Origin of the sequence: Streptomyces sp. NPDC101166 (genome assembly GCF_044768125.1) — a bacterium.
Lineage (GTDB): Bacteria > Actinomycetota > Actinomycetes > Streptomycetales > Streptomycetaceae > Streptomyces.
Window position 1 is genome coordinate 296,277 of sequence record NZ_JBIWPF010000004.1, and the last position, 17,443, is coordinate 313,719.

The window sequence follows — 17,443 nt, forward strand, 5'->3', positions numbered from 1 at the left end:
CCGCGAACTCAGCGGTCTAGATTGCTGGTTGGTCCGCGCACATGAACCGTGCGCCGGGACGCCCGTCCGACAGTCGCCGGCAGCATCACAGGAGCAGATCCGTGACCGAGCACCCGACCGCCGTCGGCGGCCCCCCGGCGCAGTCCTCACGCGAGCGCATCGACACCTCACAGGCGCACACCGCCCGCATCTGGAACTACTGGCTGGGCGGCAAGGACAACTACGAGGTCGACCGTGCGGCCGGCGACGAGATCCGCCGGCTGCACCCCGGCATCGGCGAGTACGCCCGCGCCGACCGGCTCTTCCTGGGCCGCGCCGTGCGCCATCTGGTGACCCGGGCGGGGATACGCCAGTTCCTCGACATCGGCACCGGGCTGCCGACGGCGGACAACACGCACGAGGTCGCGCAGCGAGCGGCGGCCGACTCCCGGATCGTCTACGTCGACAACGACCCGCTGGTGCTGGCGCACGCCCGCGCCCTGCTGGCGAGCACCCCGCAGGGCCGCACCGACTACCTGGACGAGGACCTGCGCAACGTCGACGCGATCCTCGGGCACGCCGCGCGCACGCTGGACTTCGGACGGCCGGTGGCGCTGATGCTGCTCGGCGTGGTCATCTTCCTCGGCGACGAGGAGGATCCGTACGCCCTGGTGCGCCGCCTCATGGACGCGCTCCCGCCCGGCAGCCACCTGGTGCTGTCGCACACCGTCACCTCCCCGGCGATGCCGGACGTGGACGAGGCGGTGCGGTTCTGGAACGAGCACGGCACGCCGAAGCTGACCCAGCGCACGCCCGCGGACGTGGCCCGCTTCTTCGAGGGACTGGAGCTGCTGGAACCGGGTGTGGTGTCCTGCTCGCGCTGGCGTCCCGAGACGTTCGGCGGGGCGGAGCCGGACGAGGTCGCCATGTTCGGCGGAGTGGCCCGCAAGCGGTGAAATGATCACCCTCCGGGTGAACGCTGCGGAGTCCGGGCGCGTATGGAAAGAAGGGCGCTCAACGACCGGAGGGCCCCGCGGTGTTGACACCGCGCGTTCTGGTTCGGGAGCCATGCATGAGGCACGTACGACGGCGGATCGTCCGGCGAGTGACACGGCTGGCGGCCGTCGGCGGACTCGTCGCCGGAGGGGCCATGATCACCCAGGCGGCCATGGCCGGCGAGCCGCCCGTCACCTCGGCGGTGGCGGGCGACACGGCGAGGTCCGCCGACAGCACCGGGGCGAACCTGGTGAAGACGCTCGGCGCCTCCCGCACCGCGGGCACGTGGATCGACGACGAAGGACGGCCGGTCGTGGCCGTCACCGACGACGAGAGCGCGGCCGCGGTCCGCAAGGCGGGCGCACGGGCGAAGGTCGTCGGGCACAGCATGAACGAGCTGAAGTCCGCGACGGCGGCGCTGCGTTCGGCCCCGAAGGTGCCCGGAACCGCGTGGGTGCTGGACTACCGGTCGAATCAGGTGGTCGTGCGGGGCGACAAGACCGTCTCCGCCTCGGACTGGTCGCGGCTGACGAAGGTCGCGTCGGGCATCGGCAGTTACGTCCGCATGGAGCGCACCAAGAGCACCTTCACCACCCGCATCAACGGCGCGCTGCCCATCCTGTCCACCGGCGGGCGCTGCTCGGCGGGCTTCAACGTGACCAACGGCTCGAACGACTTCATCCTCACCGCCGGCCACTGCGGGCCCTCCGGGGCCGCGTGGTTCGCCGACAACCAGGGCAACCGGGCGCTGGGCAAGACGGTCGTCTCCAACTTCCCCGGCGCCGACTTCTCCCTGGTGCAGTACTCGGCGGGCAAGGCCGGTGAGGGCGCCGACGTGGTGGCCATCGGCAACGGCAACGGGGTGCGGATCACGGGCGTGGGCGACGCGGCCGTCGGCCAGCGGGTGTTCCGCAGCGGCAGCACGACCGGGCTGCGCGACGGCGAGGTCACCGGACTGGACGCGACGGTGAACTACCCGGAGGGCACGGTCTCCGGACTGATCGAGACGACCGTGTGCGCCGAGTCCGGGGACAGCGGCGGGCCGATGTTCTCCGAGGGCGTCGCGCTCGGCATCACCTCGGGCGGCAGCGGCGACTGCAACACGGGAGGCACGACGTACTTCCAGCCGGTGACGAAGGCGCTGGCCCAGCTGGGCGTGCAGCTGATCGTGGCCGCGCCGTCCGACGCCCAGAAGGGCATGTCGGCCCCGCCGAACGGGGACGGCTCCCAGCCGACGTCCGCGCCGACGGGCGCCGCGGGGGCCGGTCCGGGCGGGACCTCGCCGGGCTCGACCACGCCGGCGACGGGCGGCACGAGCGGTACGACGCTGGCCTCGCGCCTGATCGACCCCCGTAACGTCGGGCCGGGCCTGCTGGTGATCGCGGGAAGTCTGGTGGCGCTGGCCGCGACGCGCTACTTCCGGGCCGAGCAGGACCGCAAGGCCTACCAGCGGTACTACTCGACGACCTGGGGATGAGGGAGGCGGGGCGGGTGGGGAGCGCCGGCCGGGCGGTCGGTCAGACCGCCTGGCCCGCGCTCGGGGCCGCGGCGGCCCACTCCAGGACGAGCCGCTGGTACTCCTCGCGCTGCTCGCCGCTCAGTGTCCCGCCGGATCGGCGCCACAGGGCCCTGATCTCTTCGTTGACCTCTTCGGCCGATCGCTCGGAGAGGCGTTCAACAGTGGTGGACATGATGTGAATCTTAAGGGGTCGAAGGTGAAGGCAACGTGAGTAATACCTGATTTAAATGGACAAAGCGGACGTGTCACTGATCACGTCCGCCCGTCCCCTTCTCGACCCGTTCGTCCGGTCGGTCCGGCCGCTCACGTCCCCGGCTTGCGCCCGTACACGAAGACGTCGTCGCCCTTGCGCAGCAATGACCAGTACTTCTGCGCCGCCGTCTTGGTCATGTTGACGCAGCCGTGGGAGCCCGGCGGGTTCCACATGCTGACGCCGACCGAGTGGAAGGCCTGTCCGCCGTCGAAGAACTGGCTGTAGGGCATGGGCACGTGGTAGATCGTCGACACGTGGTTGATGCTCCGCCAGTAGATCTTCTTCAGGCCGGTGCGGGTCTCATACCCGTTGCGGCCGGTGCGGACCGGGACCGGCCCGTAGACGAGCTTGCCGCCGTCCTGGATCCAGCTGAGCTGGAGGGTGAGGTCGACGCAGGCGATGCGGCCCTTGTTGGTCGGGCACTTGCCGGCCTTGTTGGGCTTGTTGCCCACGGCCTTCTGCTTGTTCATCAGGTCCATCACGCCCCAGGTGACGGGCCCCGCGTAGCCGATGTTCGGCGTGATGCCGTGCTTGTTCTGGAAGGCGCGGATCGCCTTGCAGTCGGCGGCCGACTGCTTGCCGTCGACGGGCCGGCCGAGGAACCTCTCGACCTGCTTCTGGTACGGCCCGGCCTGCGTCGAACAACTCGCGGCCTGCGCGGGCGTCGCGCCCAGTGCGAGCGTCAACGGCGCTATCAGCCCCGTCACCCCGAGCACCACGGCCCCTCGTCTGCGTATGTCCCCCATGACTGCCCTCTTCTTCCTGGCGTGTTCGGCCCTCTCGACTTACTGGACAGGTGGACCGCCCCGGCGGTTGTAGTCCGGCGCGAGCTGTGACGAAACGGTGAAGTTCGCCGGATGCGCCGCCACGGGGCGGGCGGCAGCGACCCGGTAGCGTGCCCGCATGTCCGCGTTCATACAGCAACTGCCCGCGCTCGTCGGTGTGGTGATCGGCGCCCTGGGGTCGTATCTGGCGCTGGCGCGCAGTGACCGGGAGCGGTTCAGGCGCGAGCGGGCGGCTCGGTGGGAGGAACGGCGGCTCGCCGTGTACGCGGACTACGCGCGGACGTTGAAGAAGTCGGTCGTGCTGACGTACCGCGTCGCCGCGCACCTAGGCGAGGATCCGCATCCGCACCCGATGTCCCTCACGGAGGCGGAGCCGCTGATGGCGGAGGCGACCGACGGCCGGGACCCCACCGGCGAGGCGCTGCTCATGCTGGGCAGCCCTGAGGTGGTGGAGCGGGCCCGGGCGTGGGTGACCGTGGTGATGGACATGGAGCGGTTCGTGCGGGCGGCCACCCGGGACGCGGCGGCCTGGCCGGCCCTGCTGGAGCGGCAGCGGGCCGCCCGCGAGGGCTATTACGCGGCCGTGCGAAAGGACCTGGGGCTGCCGCCGGGGCATTCGGCGCGCTGGCCGATGTCCCCGGCGGCGGACGGGTGAGCTCCCGCGACCGCGGTATCACAGCGGCCCCTGGGCGGGCCGGTCAGCCGGTCGTCGGCCGCCACCTCTGTGCCGGGGCCGCCTCGTCCGGCACGAAGCACAGCCGGCGGCCCTGACCGGCCTCGTGCGCGAAGTCCCGCGGAGCGGGGCTGTCGGCGACGTGCCCTGAGACGTCGCCGACGACGGCCGGCCGCAGCCGGTGGTTCGCGGACTTCTGCAGTCAGTGGCCGCGTTTGATCCATTCGTCCAGGTGGGGCGCCTCGGCGCCGATGGTGGTGGGGTCGCCGTGCCCGGTGAGGACCTTGGTCTCGGGCGGCAGCGTCAGCAGCCGGTCCCGGATCGAGGTGATGATCGTCGGGAAGTGGGACCAGGAGCGGCCGGTGGCGCCGGGGCCGCCCTGGAAGAGGGTGTCTCCGGTGAAGAGCACGCCGAGCCCGGGGTCGTGCAGACAGACCGCGCCGGGCGCGTGCCCGGGGGTGTGCAGGACGGTGAGGTCGGCGCCGGCGGCCTCGATGACCTGGCCGTCGGCCAGATGGGCGTCGGGCTCGCGGTCGGGGTGGGTCAGCTTCCACAGCGGCAGGTCGTCGGGGTGCAGCCAGATCGTCGCGCCGGTGAGGTCGGCGAGGGCGGGGGCCGCCCCCACATGGTCGTTGTGGGCGTGGGTGCACACGATGGCCGTGAGCCGACGGTCGCCGACGGCGGCGGCGATGGCCTCGGCGTCATGGGCGGCGTCGATGACGACGACCTCGTGGTCGTCGCCGACGAGCCAGACGTTGTTGTCGACGTCCCAGGTCCCGCCGTCGAGGGTGAACTGACCGGAGGTGACGAGGCGTTCGATGCGGGCGGACATCACAGCACCACCACCGAGCGCAGCACGTCGCCGTGGTGCATCCGCTCGAAAGCCTTCTCCACCTCGTCCAGCCGGATGGTCTCGGTGACGAACGCCCCCAGGTCCAGGCGGCCCTGCTGGTGCAGGTCGATCAGCATGGGGAAGTCCCGGGAGGGCAGACAGTCCCCGTACCAGGACGACTTCAGCGATCCGCCGCGCCCGAAGACGTCCAGCAGCGGCAGTTCGAGCTTCATCTCCGGGGTGGGCACGCCGACCAGGACGACGGTTCCGGCGAGGTCGCGGGCGTAGAAGGCCTGCCGGTAGGTCTCGGGGCGGCCGACCGCCTCGATGACGACGTCCGCGCCGAAGCCGCCGGTCAGCTCGCGGATCGCCTCGACCGGATCCGTCTCCTTGGAGTTCACGGTGTGCGTGGCGCCCATGGTCCGGGCCGTGTCCAGCTTGCGGTCGTCGATGTCGACGGCGATGATCCGTGCGGCGCCGGCCAGCCGGGCGCCCGCGATCGCCGCGTCGCCGACCCCGCCGCAGCCGATGACGGCGACCGAGTCGCCGCGTCCGACCTCACCGGTGTTGATCGCCGCGCCGATGCCCGCCATCACGCCGCAGCCGAGCAGTCCGGCCACCGCGGGCGACACCGCCGGGTCCACCTTGGTGCACTGGCCTGCGGCGACCAGGGTCTTCTCGGCGAACGCGCCGATGCCCAGTGCGGGCGAGAGTTCGGTGCCGTCGGTCAGGGTCATCTTCTGGCGGGCGTTGTGGGTGTCGAAGCAGTACCAGGGGCGGCCGCGCAGACAGGCCCGGCACTGGCCGCACACCGCACGCCAGTTGAGGACCACGAAGTCGCCCGGGGCGACGTCGGTGACGCCCTCCCCGACGGACTCGACCACGCCGGCCGCCTCGTGTCCGAGCAGGAAGGGGAACTCGTCGTTGATCCCGCCCTGTTTGTAGTGCAGATCGGTGTGGCAGACGCCGCAGGCCTGCACCTTCACCACCGCCTCGCCGGGGCCCGGGTCGGGCACCACGATCGTCTCCACCCTCACCGGCTCGTTCTTCCCCGGTGCGATCACTCCGCGCACTTCCTGCGCCATGGTGCGGCCCCTTTCATCGGCGGCGGTCCGTCCGCTTCCGACCCTACGGGGCGCTGATCGGTCCGCGCACGGCGATCGGGGCAGGTCACCTGGGCGGGGGCGCCCTGGTGGGGTGGGCGCCCCCCGGTTCAGGCCTGGACGGCGGGGAGGAGACCGGTGACGGGAGCGGCGAGGTCGGTGACCTGGTGCAGCTCGCCCAGCCTGCGCAGTTCGCTCACCTTGTTGAGCTCGTTCAACTGGCTCGACACCGGCGGCAGTTCGCCCCGGTGCTCGGCGGGGATGTCGCTCTCGGCGATCGAGTCGAGCAGGGTCATCGGGTTGAGCCGGCCGCCGGCCGGGGCGTCGGCCGCGTTCGCCATGGGCGCGGCGAGGCCGGTGACCCCGACGGCGAGACAGGCGGCGGCGACGATGCGTCGAGTGGAGATCATGCCCTCAGCAACGGCGGGGAGGACCGTCGGACACGGGTGGGGGGCGCCGCTCACCCGACAGGCGGACTGCGGTGTCCCGCGCTTGCCGGGTCGGGGCGGACGGAGGAGTCTCGAAGTGAGGTCCCGGCGGGCCCGCCCCCTGGGCCCGCGGTCCTCACGAGGAGGTCACCATGGGCACCGCGGCAGGCTCCGCCTTCGACACCGAGACCCTGCGCAGGGGCGTCGAGGGGAACACCCCGGCGACGCTGCTGTCGCTCTACGCGGACGACGCGGAAGTGCGCGTCGTGGACCGCAACAGCCAGCCCAGCCGGCCCACCGTCCTGCACGGCCGTGACGAGATCGCCGGGATGCTCGACGACGTCTACAGCCGTGACATGACGCACCGGCTGGAGGACTGCGTCATCCAGGGCGACCGCGCCGCCTTCACCGAGTCCTGCGAGTACACGGACGGGGTCCGCGTGCTGTCGGAGTCGATGCTCTCGCTGCGGGACGGCAAGATCGTCGGCCAGACGATGATCCAGGCCTGGGACGAGTAAGAGCTCCGAACGAAAGTGGAGCCGGGCTCCACTTTTGTTCGGAGCTCTAAAGCCCGTCGTCGAGGGCGTCGCACCGGGGCCGCTCATGACCGGCGCCCGAGCCTGCGCGCGCCGGTCATGAGCCGGCGGGAATCCAGCCCGGGGGGCGCAGGATGCCCAGGAGCTGGCTGACCAGTTCGTCGACGACCTCGTCGAGGGTGGCGTCGACCCAGCCGGCGCTCCAGTCGTGCAGGAGTCCGTTGACGCTGCCGATGAACGCCGTGGCAGCCAGGCGGTAGTCGCGGGGCGCCGCCTCGCCGCGCGCGGCGGCCTGTGTCGCCTCGGCGCAGATCAGGTCCACCCAGCGGGCCCGGCGGGCCAGGCGCTGTTCCTCCATGCGCGGGCTGACGCCGACGATCTCGACGAAGGTGATGCGGATGCGGCGCGGGTCGCCGGTGACGTCACCCGCGTACGCACGGAAGATCGCGGTGACCCGGTCGGCGAGGGGCAGGTCCCGGGCGGCGGCGAAGGCGGCCACCACGGCCTCCTCGGCCCGGTCGTTGACCTGGAGATGGAGTGCCGCGAGGACGTCCTCCAGGGTGCGGAACTCCTCGTAGAACTGGCGGGTGGACAGCCCGGCGGCCTCGCTGAGCGCGGCGACCGTGGTGCCCCGGTAGCCGGGGGCGTCGCCGAACAGGTGCAGGGCCGCGTCCAGGAAGCGCCGGCGCCGCTCGGCCTGCCGTTCGGCGGCGGTCTTGCCCGCGTACCGTCCCGTCGGCGCCCTGAGTCTGCCCGTCACGCATCCTCCCTCGTCGCCGTCCCGCTCGATTTTGTCGTGCCCATGGTCTTGTGGTGAAGGCCGCCTCTTCCTTACTTTCCAGTAAGTCAACTTTGAACGCAACGGTGTTCAGATTCGGGCGGGCTTCGCGCGCGCCCGCGCCCCACCCCCACCCAGAGGAGAGAGCACTCATGCCTGTCAGCAGAACCAGGCACCTATGCTCCGTGGCCGCCGCCCTCGTCCTGACCGTCACCGCCCCCGCCGCCGCCGCGACCGCAGCCCCCGCCGCTCCCTCCGCGGCCGCGCTGCGCGAGGTGATGTTCGTCGGCAACAACTGGGACGGCACCGCCGACGTCATCAGGTCCACCGGTGACTTCGCGAGGATCGGCCGGATCAACGTCATCCCCGACAAGGAAGAGCGGATGGCGGAGATCAACGCCGACCCCGTCCGCTGGATCGCCTTCATGACCATCCGCAACAGCGTCGGCGAGGGCCACGACCAGTTCGTCGACGACATGTACTCCACGCCGGACGGCTCCTCGGTGGTCGTCTCCCGGCCGAGCTTCGCCGACGTCGTCTCGATCGACCTCGCGACGGGGCGCGTCAACTGGCGGTTCGCCGTGTCCGGTTACCGCTCCGACCACATGGCCGTCTCCCCCGACGGCACGCGGGTCGCGGTCTCCGCCTCGACGTCGAACACCGTGCACGTGCTGGACATCCGGACGGGCCGGCAGCTGGGTTCGTACTCCACCGGCGACAAGCCGCACGAGAACATCTTCAGCAAGGACGGCAAGCAGATCTGGACCATGTCCATCGGCGAGGTGAACAACGCGCTCGACGCGCCGTGGCTGGACTGGACGAAGGGCGACCGGCGCATCACCGTCGTCGACGCGACGACGTTCAAGCAGGTCAAGGTCATCGACATGCGGCAGCGGCTCGACGCGATCGGCCTCAAGGACTACTCGGACGCCGTCCGCCCGGCGGTGTTCTCGCCGGACGAGTCCAAGCTGTACTTCCAGGTGTCGTTCTTCAACGGCTTCTTCGAGTACGACGTCGCCACCGACCGGATCACCCGGACGAAGACCCTGCCGAAGAACCCGGCGACCAGCGACGACCGCACCACGTTCGTCAACGACTCGCGCCACCACGGCCTGTCGATGAGCCCCGACGGGGCCAAGCTGTGCGTCGCCGGCACCATGGACGACTACGCGACCGTGGTCGACCGCGCGACCCTCCAGGAGGGTCCGCTCGTGACCGCCTCCAAGCCCTACTGGGCCACGGTCAGCGGGGACGGCAAGAGCTGTGTGATCTCCGAGAGCGGCACCGACCAGGTCACCGCGATCGACTTCGCCACCGGACGCAAGGTCGTGTCGGTGCCGGTGGGCGACCACCCGCAGCGCGTCCGGCTGGGTCATGTCGCCGCCGACTGGACGAGCCCCGCGAACTGACCGCTCGGCAGGGCCGCACGGTGAGGGCCACGCGTCCGGAGTGGCGCCCCCGGGGGGTGATCCCCTGGGGGCGCCGTCGGTTCACCCGAGCTTCTGGCCGACCCACGCGGACAGTTCGGAGCGGGCCGCGGCCAGCAGGGCCGCGGAGGGAGCGTTCGCCCCGTTGGTCACCAGCGCGTAGTGGACCGTGCCCGTACCTGGCGCGGTGAGCAGCAGCCGGCGGCTGCCGGCGCCGCCCGGTTCCGGGGCCGCGCCGACCGGCGTGGCGGTCGTGTACGGGGGCGGGGCGTGCACCGCGGCGAGGTCGGAGACGACGGTGGTGGACGCGGTCGGGAAGGAGGCGGGCAGATGGAGTTCGGTGGGCGCGGTCCCGCCGGCCGAGCGCCAGACGAGCAGGCCGTACTGGCCGGAGCCGACGAGTTGCGCCGTGTTCGGCAGGGCGGCCGGGACCGGGTTCCAGGTGAGGGTGGCGGAGCCGTCGCGTGAGCGGTCCTCGTAGGTGAAGGCGAGGGTCGCGCCGCTGGTGGCGGCCGGGTAGACGCGGTCCAGGAGCCGGGCGTCCTGACGGAGCGTCGCCTGACCCGCGTCGTCGAGGCGTACGGCGGAGAGGTCCTCGTCGTTCCAGGCGTCGCCGGTGGCGAGCACCTTGCCGGGGTTGCCGTTCATCCTCTCGCTGTGGCGGCCGTTGTAGAGGTCCCACTGCCACTGCTGTCCGGACAGCACGGGACCGGAGGCGGCCGGGGTGTTCCACCAACTCGCGCCCTTCACCCGGGAGTCGAGAGCCTGGTACATGGCCTTGAGGACGGTCGGCGCCTTGTCCGCGACGGTGCCCGCGAGGGGGTGGCCGAACTCGCTGACCACGGCGGTCGTGCCGGCCGCCGCCGCGCGGTCGCGGACCGCGCCCAAGTCGCCGGCGTACTGGCCGTCGGCGGCCTTGCCCCACATCAGGATCCCGGAGATGGCCTTCTGGTCGTAGAAGTGGGTGTTCAGGACGTAGCGGGAGCCGAGCGCGCCCGCGTCGAGGAGGCCGCCCTCCTGCTTCTGGGAGGCGATGTTGGCGTTCCAGAAGAGGTTCGGCTCCACGAGGGCGGGCTTGTCCTGCCAGCCCGCCGCGTCCATCCGGGCCCGGAACTTCACGTAGAACGGCCAGAGCAGGTCACGTTCCCAACTGCGGCTGTTCTGACCGGAGTCGTAGGAGCCGGCGTACGGCTCGTTGTAGGGGTCGAAGCCGACGACGCCCGCGAACTGCCCCGCGGTGAGGTTCTCCCTGAGGTACGTCATGGTGCGCTGGGCGGTGGTGAGGAAGGCGTCCTGGAGGCCGTGGGCGTTGTGCCAGAAGTCGTGCTGCGCGGCCTTCACCGCGCCGTTCTGGGTGATGTTCTGACCCCAGAAGAAGCAGATGCCGCAGGACTCGTCGGGGTAGTTCCCCGCGTCGACGGCCCACTGGGGAGCGCCGTCGCCGGTGTACCAGCTGTCCGGGTCGAACAGGTGCCGGGAGTACAGGTCCTGGTGGAAGTCGGGGTAGACGCGGATCCCCGTGTCGAGGAAGGCGCGCATCTGGTCGGTGGCGGCGGCCAGATAGGCGGTGTCGACCTGGCCGCGCACGGGCTCGGCGTAGGCCCAGGAGAGCAGGAAGCGCACGGAGTTGCCGCCGCCGAGGGCGCGGAGCGCGGTCGCCGACTTCTTCGCGTCGGCTGCCGAGGCGAAGGGCAGGCCCTTGTTCTCGGCGAGTTTGGTCTCGCCGGACACGTTGTAGCCGCGCAGGACGACCTCACGTCCGAGGGCGTCGGTGAAGCGGCCGCCGGAGACGGTGAGGGGGGTGCCGTCGAAGGGGAGCGAGTCGGGGACGGTGGCGGCGGTGGCGGACGGGGTGCCCGCCACCGTCAGGAATCCGCTGAGGACAACCAGAACAACGAGCAGACGTGCCCGGATATTCGGCATGTCCACTACAGTCGGATCATTTCCGGACACCGTCAATAGCTTCTGACTCACGAGTAAGGTCGGTGTCCGGTCACCTCGACCGGGGCGGCAGGCGGTGCAGGACGACGTCGGTGAGCCGGCCGTCGGCCACCGTGGCCGTGAGATAGGTGCAGTGCGGCTGGCGGCGGCGGTCGGTCGGAGAGCCCGGGTTGAGCAGCCTGAGTCCGCCGGGGGCGGTGGTGTCCCAGGGGATGTGGCTGTGCCCGAAGACGAGGACGTCGAGATCGGGGTACCGGTCGGCGCAGCGCGCCTCGCGCCCCTGGGCGGGCCCGGTCTCGTGGACGACCCCGAAGCGCAGCCCGCCGAGCTCGGCGCGGGCGGTCTCGGGGAGCCGGGCGCGCAGCTCGGGGCCGTCGTTGTTGCCGTACACGGCGACGAGCCGGCGGCTGCGCCGCTCCAGCAGGTCGAGGGTGGCGGTGTCCACCCAGTCCCCGGCGTGGATCACCACGTCCGCGTGCGGGAGTTCGTCGAGCAGCGGGGCCGGCAGGGCCTTGGCGCGCTTCGGCAGATGGGTGTCGGACGTCAGCAGGAGGCGCACGATCTCAGCGTACGGCGGTCACCGCGCGCCCGTGGCGAGCGGCGACCCCTGTCTCCCGGGTCCGTCGTCCCTCAGTCGTCCCCCCTGACGATGTTGCCCTCCACGCCGTACGGCGTCCCGGGCGTGGCGCCCGGGGTGTGCACGGCGGGGAGGCAGGTGCGCGGCGCGGCGCCGCCTCTGCCGAGGCGGCGGGCCCTGGCCCAGCCGGTCTCGGGCCGGCGCACGGCGGGGTTCTCCCGGCGCACGGCGGGCTTCTCCTCGGTCTGCGAGGTCACGACGGTTCACTGCCTTTCTCTGGGGGATGGATCAGCGGGCACCGGATCCACCGCTGCCGAACGAACCGCTGGAGCCCTCGTCCCAGCGCGGGCGGCCCTGGTCGTCGCCGGGACGGCTGCCGGTGGGCCGCAGCTCGTGCGGGGTGAGGCGTTCGCCGTCCGTGGACCGGGGCATCTCGTTCGGCTCGCGCCCCTCGCTGCTCTCCCGGACGGGGCCGGACGCGGGCATGCGGGGCTGCTCGTGCGGACGGGGCGGCCCCGGCTCGCGCCTGCGTACGCGGAATCCGAGCCGGAAAGCCCAGATCAGACCGCCGACGAGGGCGACACCGACGATGACGAACGCGACGGAGGCCAGTGCTGACCCCCCGGAGGCCGCCAGGTGGGCGGAGGCGATGGTGTCCATGCACGGGCGGGTACCCTTCCCGGCCCAGGACACGCCCCGCCCAGGACGCCCGGCCCGGGACGCCCGGTCCAGAACACGCCCGGCCGAGGGCACACCCCGGCGCCGGCGTCCTCAGTCGCCGTGCTGCTCGAGGGGGATCTCGCTCCACACCTGCTTGCCGCCGCTGACCGGCACCGTCCCCCAGGTGTCGGAGACCGCCTCCACCAGGAGGATGCCCCGGCCGCCGGTGGCCTCCCAGGTGAGGCCGGGGGGTTTGACGGGGGTGCGCGGGGAGGCGTCGGTGACGGCGAGGCGCAGCCGGTGGTTGAGCAGGCCGAGGTCGAGCCGGACCCGGCCGTCGGTGTGCACGAGGGCGTTGGTGACGAGTTCGGAGACGACGAGCAGGGCCGCGTCCATGGCGTCGGCGGGCACGCCCCATGTGCGCAGCGTGCGCCGGGTGAAGCGGCGGGCGTGCCGGGCCGCCTCGGGGACCCGCCACACCGTCCAGCCCTCGCGCAGCGGCTTGACGGACATGCCGTCGTAGCGCATGAGGAGGAGCGCCACGTCGTCGCCGCGGTGGGCGTCGCCGAGGAGGGCGTCGGCGACCAGGCCGAGGTGCGCGGGGTCGGCGAGGGACAGGCCGTGGGCGAGGCGTTCCAGGCCGGCGTCGATGTCGCAGTCGGCGGACTCCACCAGGCCGTCCGTGGTCAGGGCGAGGACGGTGCCGGGCAGCAGCCGCAGCGGGGCCATCGGGAAGTCGGCCTGGGTGACCACACCGAGCGGCGGCCCGCCGTCGGACTCGGTGATCTCGGCGGAGCCGTCCGGGTGACGCAGGACGGGCGGCGGGTGCCCGGCCCGCACGGACCAGGCGGTGCCGGCCTCCATGTCGACGTCGACGTAGCAGCAGGTGGCGAAGAGGTCGGTCTCCATCTCCACCAGCAGCCGGTTGGAGTGGGCGACGACGACGTCCGGCGGATGCCCCTCGGCTGCGTAGGCGCGCAGCGCGGTGCGCATCTGGCCCATGAGGGTGGCGGCGGCGGTGCTGTGTCCCTGGACGTCGCCGATGACGAGGGCGACGTGGTGGTCGGGCAGCGGGATCACGTCGTACCAGTCGCCGCCCACCTCCAGACCGGCGGTGGCCGGCAGGTAGCGGGCGACGGCGACCGCCCCGGGGAGCCTCGGCAGGCGGCGCGGGAGCAGCTGGCGCTGGAGCATGCCGACGAGTTCGTGCTCGGCGTCGAAGGCGTGGGCGCGGGTCAGGGCCTGCCCGACGAGGCCGGCGGAGGCGGTGAGCAAGGCGCGTTCCTCGGGGCCGAAGGTGTGCGGCTGGTCCCAGCCGATGAGGCAGGCGCCGGTCATCCGGCCGGCGGCGGACAGCGGCAGCACCGCGAGGCCGCCGGGGCCGACCTCGGCGAGGGCGGGCTCCAGGGCGGTGCCGGCCGGCCAGATCCGGGTACGGCCCTCGCGCAGGGCGGAGGCGAGGGTGGGCATGGCGCGCACGGGTGCGTCGGGCCACTCGGTGCGCCACTCCAGCCGCCACAGCTCGGGCCAGGCCTCAGGTTCGGGCGGGTCGAGGACGGTGACGACGAGGCGATCGTTCTCCAGCGTGGCCAGCGCCATCCGGTCGGCGCCGAGCGGGGAGCGCAGGGCGGAGACGACGGCACGGCTGACCTCGCGAACGGTGCGGGCGGCGGCGAGCGAGGCGGCGAGCCGCTGGACGCGGGCCACGTCGGTGACGTCGGAGCGCAGGGTGGAGACGTCGGCGACGGTGCCGGCCAGTCGGGCGGGGCGGCCCGCGCCGCCGGGCAGGAGACGGCCGCGCAGCCGCACCCACCGGGGCGGGCCGTCGCGCCGCAGCACCCGGAACTCCAGCTCGCGGTCGCCGATCGACATATGGCCGGCCTCGACCACGGACATCAGGGACGGCAGGTCCTCGGGGAGGGTCAGGCCGAGCAGAGTCTCGACGCGGCCGTCGAATCCGTCCCGGCTCAGGCCGAACAGCTCCAGCAGAGCGTCGCCGGCCTCGACCCGTCCGGTGTCCATGGCGAGCCGGAAGGCGTGGGGGCCGTCCTCCTCGACGACGGTGCCGGAATCGGCGGCGGTGTCGGAGTCGGCGACGGCCCGGGAATCGGCGGCAGGACCGGCAGCGGTTTCGCCGTCGGCCGTCCTCGGGGCGGCGGCGGCCGGGGTCAGGGCCTCGGCGACGAGTGTCAGGAACGCGCGGTCCTGCGGGCCGAAGCCGCCGGGGCGCTCGCCGGCGACGAGGAGGCAGCCGCCGCCGGACACGGGCAGGGCGGCGACGTGGACGCCCTGCCCGGTCCGGTCGGGCTCCGCCGGGCCGGACCAGACCGGTCGGCCGTCGCGGTGAGCGCGGGCGGCCGGGGAGTCGCCGTCGGCGGGGTAGTTCTCGCTCAGCCCGTAGAACCGGTGGGGGACGCCGGCCGAGTCGACCAGGTGGAGCCGGCCGCCCTCGGGGGCGTAGCGGGCGGCGAGGGCCGCACCGGCGAAGACGAGCGCCTGTTCGAGGACGCGGCGGAGCCGTTCGGGTGAGGCCGGACCGGAAGCGATCGCTCCGAGAGCGGCTTCGGCACGCGACGCTCCCGTTCCGCGCTGCGCAGCGCCCTCACTGACCACGTCGGTATTACAGCGCTTGTCCCGGGTTCACGCAGCCCTTGCGGCGTCACCGGGGCCCGCCCGGCGGTCGGCCGCCGTGCGCGTCGGGCCGTCCGGGGGCAGATTTGGTTGCCTGGGGAGCGCGCGGCCGGGCGAGGAGGTGGTCGCCGTGTCCGAAGGGCAGACGTCCGGCGGGCGGCCGGCGACGGTCGCCGCCCCGGTGGGCCAGCCGGTGCTGTCGCTGGCGCTGACCGCGGTGATGGACGCCGTCGGGGCGCACTCCGGCGCGGTCTACCTCCGTCCGGACGACGAGCCGGTGCTGGAGATGGCCGTGATGGCGGGGCTGCCCCGGTCCTTCGCGGCGCCCTGGGAGCGGGTGGGGCTGAGCGCGCCCGTCCCGGTCGCCGAGGCGGTGCGCGAACGCCGGCTGGTGTGGGTGGGCGGTGAGGAGGACATGGCCCGGCGCTATCCCCGCGTCGCCGTCGTCCTGCCGTACCCCTTCGCGCTGGCGGCCGCGCCGGTGGCGACCGGGACGAGGGTGTACGGCGCGCTCTACGTGACCTGGCCGGGCTCGCATCCTCCGGAGCTGTCCGACCGTGAGCGCGGCGCGCTGGAGTCGGCCTGCGAGCGGCTGGCGCTGCGGCTGGAGCGGGCGGCGGCGCACAACCGTCCGGTGCGGGCGGAAACCGATCCGCTGGACGCGGGCCCGCTGGGCGGTGTGTCGGGCACGCTCGGCACGGTGGAGGCGGCGCGGATGGTGGGCCGGCTGCCGTACGGGATGTGCTCGCTGGACCTCACCGGGCGAGTGGGCTTCGCCAACGCGGCGGCGGGCGAGCTGCTGGGCGTCCCGGTGAGCGGGCTGCTGGGCACCCAGCTGTGGGCGTCGGTGCCCTGGCTGAACGACCCGGCGTACGAGGAGCACTACCGGGCCGCGCTGATCAGCCAGGTCGCCACGTCGTTCGTGGCGTTGCGCCCGCCGTCCGAGTGGCTGTCGTTCCGGCTGTATCCGAGCACCACGGGGATCAGCGTGCGGATCAGCCGGGCCCGGGGCGTGGCGGAGCCGGGTCCGCCCCGTGCCGGGCAGGGGGACGCGCCGACGCGGCTGGTGTCGATGTCGCAGGCGCTGAGTCTCGCGGGGGCGCTGACGGAGACGGTGAGCGTGCAGGACGTGGTGCGGCTGGTCGCGGACGAGATCGCGCCCGCCGTGGGCAGCCGGGCGCTGGCGCTGCTCGGGGCGCGGGCGGGCCGGCTGCATGTGCTGGGGCACCACGGCTATCCCGATCCGCATGTGGTGGAGCGGTTCGACGGGATGCCACTGAACGCCCCGACCCCCGGTGCGCACACCGTCTCGCACGGGGTGCCGGCGTTCTTCGACTCACGGCAGCAGCTGGAGCGCCTGTATCCGGCCCGGCACGCGACACCCGACGGCTTCGCAGCCTGGGCGTTCCTGCCGCTGATCGCCTCCGGCCGCCCGGTGGGGGCGTGTGTGCTGGCGTACCCGCGGCCGCGGACGTTCTCCACGCACGAGCGGGCGGTGCTGACGAGCCTGGCGGGTCTGATCGCGCAGGCCCTGGACCGGGCGCTGCTCTACGACGTGAAGCACCAGCTGGCCCACGGGCTCCAGGCGGCGCTGCTGCCGCATTCGCTGCCGGTGCTGCCCGGGATCGAGGCGACCGCCCGCTATCTGCCGGCCACCCGGGGCATGGAGATCGGCGGCGACTTCTACGACCTGGTGTCGGCGCGGCCGCTGCCGGCGGCGGTGATCGGTGACGTCCAGGGCCACAATGTGACGGCAGCGGGGCTGATGGGGCAGATCCGCACCGCGGTGCGCGCGTACACGACGGTGGGTCAGGAACCGGCGGAGGTGATGCGCAGCACCAACCGGCTGCTGTTCGACCTGGGTTCGGACCTGTTCGCGAGCTGTCTGTACCTGCGGCTCGACCCGGCGCGCGGGCGGGCGGTGATGGCGCGGGCCGGGCATCCGCCGCCGCTGCTGCGCCGGCCGGACGGCCGGGTGCGGGTCCTCGACCTCGCGGGCGGTCCGCTGCTGGGCATCGACGGCGGGGCGACGTACGCGACCACGGAGGTCGACCTCTCCCCCGGCTGTGTCCTCGCCCTCTACACCGACGGCTTGATCGAGACGCCGGGCGTGGACATCGAGGACGCGGTGGCCGCGCTGGGCCGGCGGCTGGCGGAGGCCGGCGAGTCGCCCTTGGAGGAGCTGGCCGACGAGTTGGTGGGCCACTACGCGGCGGCCGGGGAACGGATCGACGACGTGGCCCTGCTGTTGCTGCGGGCCGCCGACGGAGACTGACGGCCTCTCAAAGGTCCTGGAGATGCCGCGCGTGCGGTGACCCGGCCGGC

Annotated in this window: 18 protein-coding genes; 6 read left to right on the forward strand and 12 right to left on the reverse strand. The window is 72.9% G+C overall.

Annotation, left to right across the window (positions count from 1 at the left end):
• Window positions 1-101: 101 nt before the first annotated feature.
• Both ACIRS4_RS10185 and ACIRS4_RS10190 read left to right on the forward strand, forming a co-directional pair.
• Complete coding sequence (locus tag ACIRS4_RS10185; RefSeq protein WP_404192714.1) at window positions 102-935, forward strand: SAM-dependent methyltransferase; 834 nt, start codon at window positions 102-104, stop codon at window positions 933-935.
• Between the two features lie 116 nt (window positions 936-1,051).
• The gene (locus ACIRS4_RS10190; RefSeq protein ID WP_404192716.1) at window positions 1,052-2,452 is read left to right on the forward strand and encodes a S1 family peptidase; all 1,401 of its coding nucleotides are present in this window, start codon (window positions 1,052-1,054) and stop codon (window positions 2,450-2,452) included.
• Window positions 2,453-2,492: 40 nt separating this feature from the next.
• On the opposite strand, the gene ACIRS4_RS10195 is transcribed toward ACIRS4_RS10190, so the two are convergent.
• Together ACIRS4_RS10195 and ACIRS4_RS10200 are read right to left on the reverse strand one after the other, a co-directional pair.
• The gene (locus tag ACIRS4_RS10195; protein WP_358798926.1) at window positions 2,493-2,666 is read right to left on the reverse strand and encodes a hypothetical protein; all 174 of its coding nucleotides are present in this window, start codon (window positions 2,664-2,666) and stop codon (window positions 2,493-2,495) included.
• A gap of 131 nt (window positions 2,667-2,797) precedes the next feature.
• On the reverse strand, window positions 2,798-3,493 hold the full coding sequence (locus ACIRS4_RS10200; RefSeq protein WP_404192719.1) for a L,D-transpeptidase family protein: 696 nt from the start codon (window positions 3,491-3,493) through the stop codon (window positions 2,798-2,800).
• 157 nt (window positions 3,494-3,650) lie between these two features.
• Here ACIRS4_RS10200 and ACIRS4_RS10205 point away from each other — a divergent pair, with 157 nt between their 5' ends.
• Window positions 3,651-4,187 carry a hypothetical protein gene (locus tag ACIRS4_RS10205; protein WP_404192722.1) on the forward strand — a complete coding sequence of 179 codons (537 nt, stop codon included), beginning with the start codon at window positions 3,651-3,653 and terminating at the stop codon, window positions 4,185-4,187.
• Between the two features lie 43 nt (window positions 4,188-4,230).
• Here ACIRS4_RS10205 and ACIRS4_RS10210 read toward each other — a convergent pair whose 3' ends face one another.
• The 4 genes from ACIRS4_RS10210 to ACIRS4_RS10225 form a co-directional block, all read right to left on the reverse strand.
• Complete coding sequence (locus tag ACIRS4_RS10210) at window positions 4,231-4,407, reverse strand: DUF4180 domain-containing protein (RefSeq protein ID WP_404193104.1); 177 nt, start codon at window positions 4,405-4,407, stop codon at window positions 4,231-4,233.
• Window positions 4,408-5,037 (reverse strand): MBL fold metallo-hydrolase, encoded by a 630-nt coding sequence (locus ACIRS4_RS10215; RefSeq protein ID WP_404192724.1) that lies wholly within the window; start codon window positions 5,035-5,037, stop codon window positions 4,408-4,410.
• Entirely contained in the window at window positions 5,037-6,122 is a 1,086-nt protein-coding gene (locus tag ACIRS4_RS10220) for an S-(hydroxymethyl)mycothiol dehydrogenase (RefSeq protein WP_404192727.1), read from the reverse strand. Before ACIRS4_RS10220 ends, ACIRS4_RS10215 begins: the two co-directional genes overlap by 1 nt.
• A gap of 128 nt (window positions 6,123-6,250) precedes the next feature.
• Window positions 6,251-6,550 carry a hypothetical protein gene (locus ACIRS4_RS10225; protein WP_404192730.1) on the reverse strand — a complete coding sequence of 100 codons (300 nt, stop codon included), beginning with the start codon at window positions 6,548-6,550 and terminating at the stop codon, window positions 6,251-6,253.
• Window positions 6,551-6,720: 170 nt separating this feature from the next.
• Between ACIRS4_RS10225 and ACIRS4_RS10230 the strand changes: the two genes are divergently transcribed.
• On the forward strand, window positions 6,721-7,086 hold the full coding sequence (locus ACIRS4_RS10230) for a nuclear transport factor 2 family protein (RefSeq protein ID WP_404192733.1): 366 nt from the start codon (window positions 6,721-6,723) through the stop codon (window positions 7,084-7,086).
• Window positions 7,087-7,201: 115 nt separating this feature from the next.
• Here ACIRS4_RS10230 and ACIRS4_RS10235 read toward each other — a convergent pair whose 3' ends face one another.
• On the reverse strand, window positions 7,202-7,864 hold the full coding sequence (locus tag ACIRS4_RS10235; protein ID WP_404192736.1) for a TetR/AcrR family transcriptional regulator: 663 nt from the start codon (window positions 7,862-7,864) through the stop codon (window positions 7,202-7,204).
• Between the two features lie 170 nt (window positions 7,865-8,034).
• On the opposite strand from ACIRS4_RS10235, the gene ACIRS4_RS10240 reads away from it, so the two are divergent.
• Entirely contained in the window at window positions 8,035-9,291 is a 1,257-nt protein-coding gene (locus ACIRS4_RS10240; RefSeq protein WP_404192738.1) for a YncE family protein, read from the forward strand.
• A gap of 81 nt (window positions 9,292-9,372) precedes the next feature.
• Here the strand turns inward: ACIRS4_RS10240 and ACIRS4_RS10245 are convergent, their stop codons facing one another.
• From ACIRS4_RS10245 to ACIRS4_RS10265, 5 genes are all read right to left on the reverse strand, one after another.
• A complete protein-coding gene (locus ACIRS4_RS10245; protein ID WP_404192741.1) occupies window positions 9,373-11,232 on the reverse strand; it encodes an endoglycosylceramidase in 1,860 nt (619 codons plus the stop codon).
• Window positions 11,233-11,302: 70 nt separating this feature from the next.
• The gene (locus tag ACIRS4_RS10250) at window positions 11,303-11,809 is read right to left on the reverse strand and encodes a metallophosphoesterase family protein (protein WP_404192744.1); all 507 of its coding nucleotides are present in this window, start codon (window positions 11,807-11,809) and stop codon (window positions 11,303-11,305) included.
• Window positions 11,810-11,880: 71 nt separating this feature from the next.
• The gene (locus ACIRS4_RS10255) at window positions 11,881-12,084 is read right to left on the reverse strand and encodes a hypothetical protein (RefSeq protein ID WP_404192747.1); all 204 of its coding nucleotides are present in this window, start codon (window positions 12,082-12,084) and stop codon (window positions 11,881-11,883) included.
• 31 nt (window positions 12,085-12,115) lie between these two features.
• Window positions 12,116-12,487 (reverse strand): DUF6479 family protein, encoded by a 372-nt coding sequence (locus ACIRS4_RS10260; RefSeq protein WP_404192749.1) that lies wholly within the window; start codon window positions 12,485-12,487, stop codon window positions 12,116-12,118.
• Between the two features lie 111 nt (window positions 12,488-12,598).
• Window positions 12,599-15,100, reverse strand: a complete 2,502-nt coding sequence (locus ACIRS4_RS10265) for a SpoIIE family protein phosphatase (protein WP_404192752.1) — start codon at window positions 15,098-15,100, stop codon at window positions 12,599-12,601.
• A 139-nt stretch (window positions 15,101-15,239) separates the two neighbouring features.
• Between ACIRS4_RS10265 and ACIRS4_RS10270 the strand changes: the two genes are divergently transcribed.
• Complete coding sequence (locus ACIRS4_RS10270; protein WP_404192755.1) at window positions 15,240-17,393, forward strand: SpoIIE family protein phosphatase; 2,154 nt, start codon at window positions 15,240-15,242, stop codon at window positions 17,391-17,393.
• Window positions 17,394-17,443 lie beyond the last annotated feature (50 nt).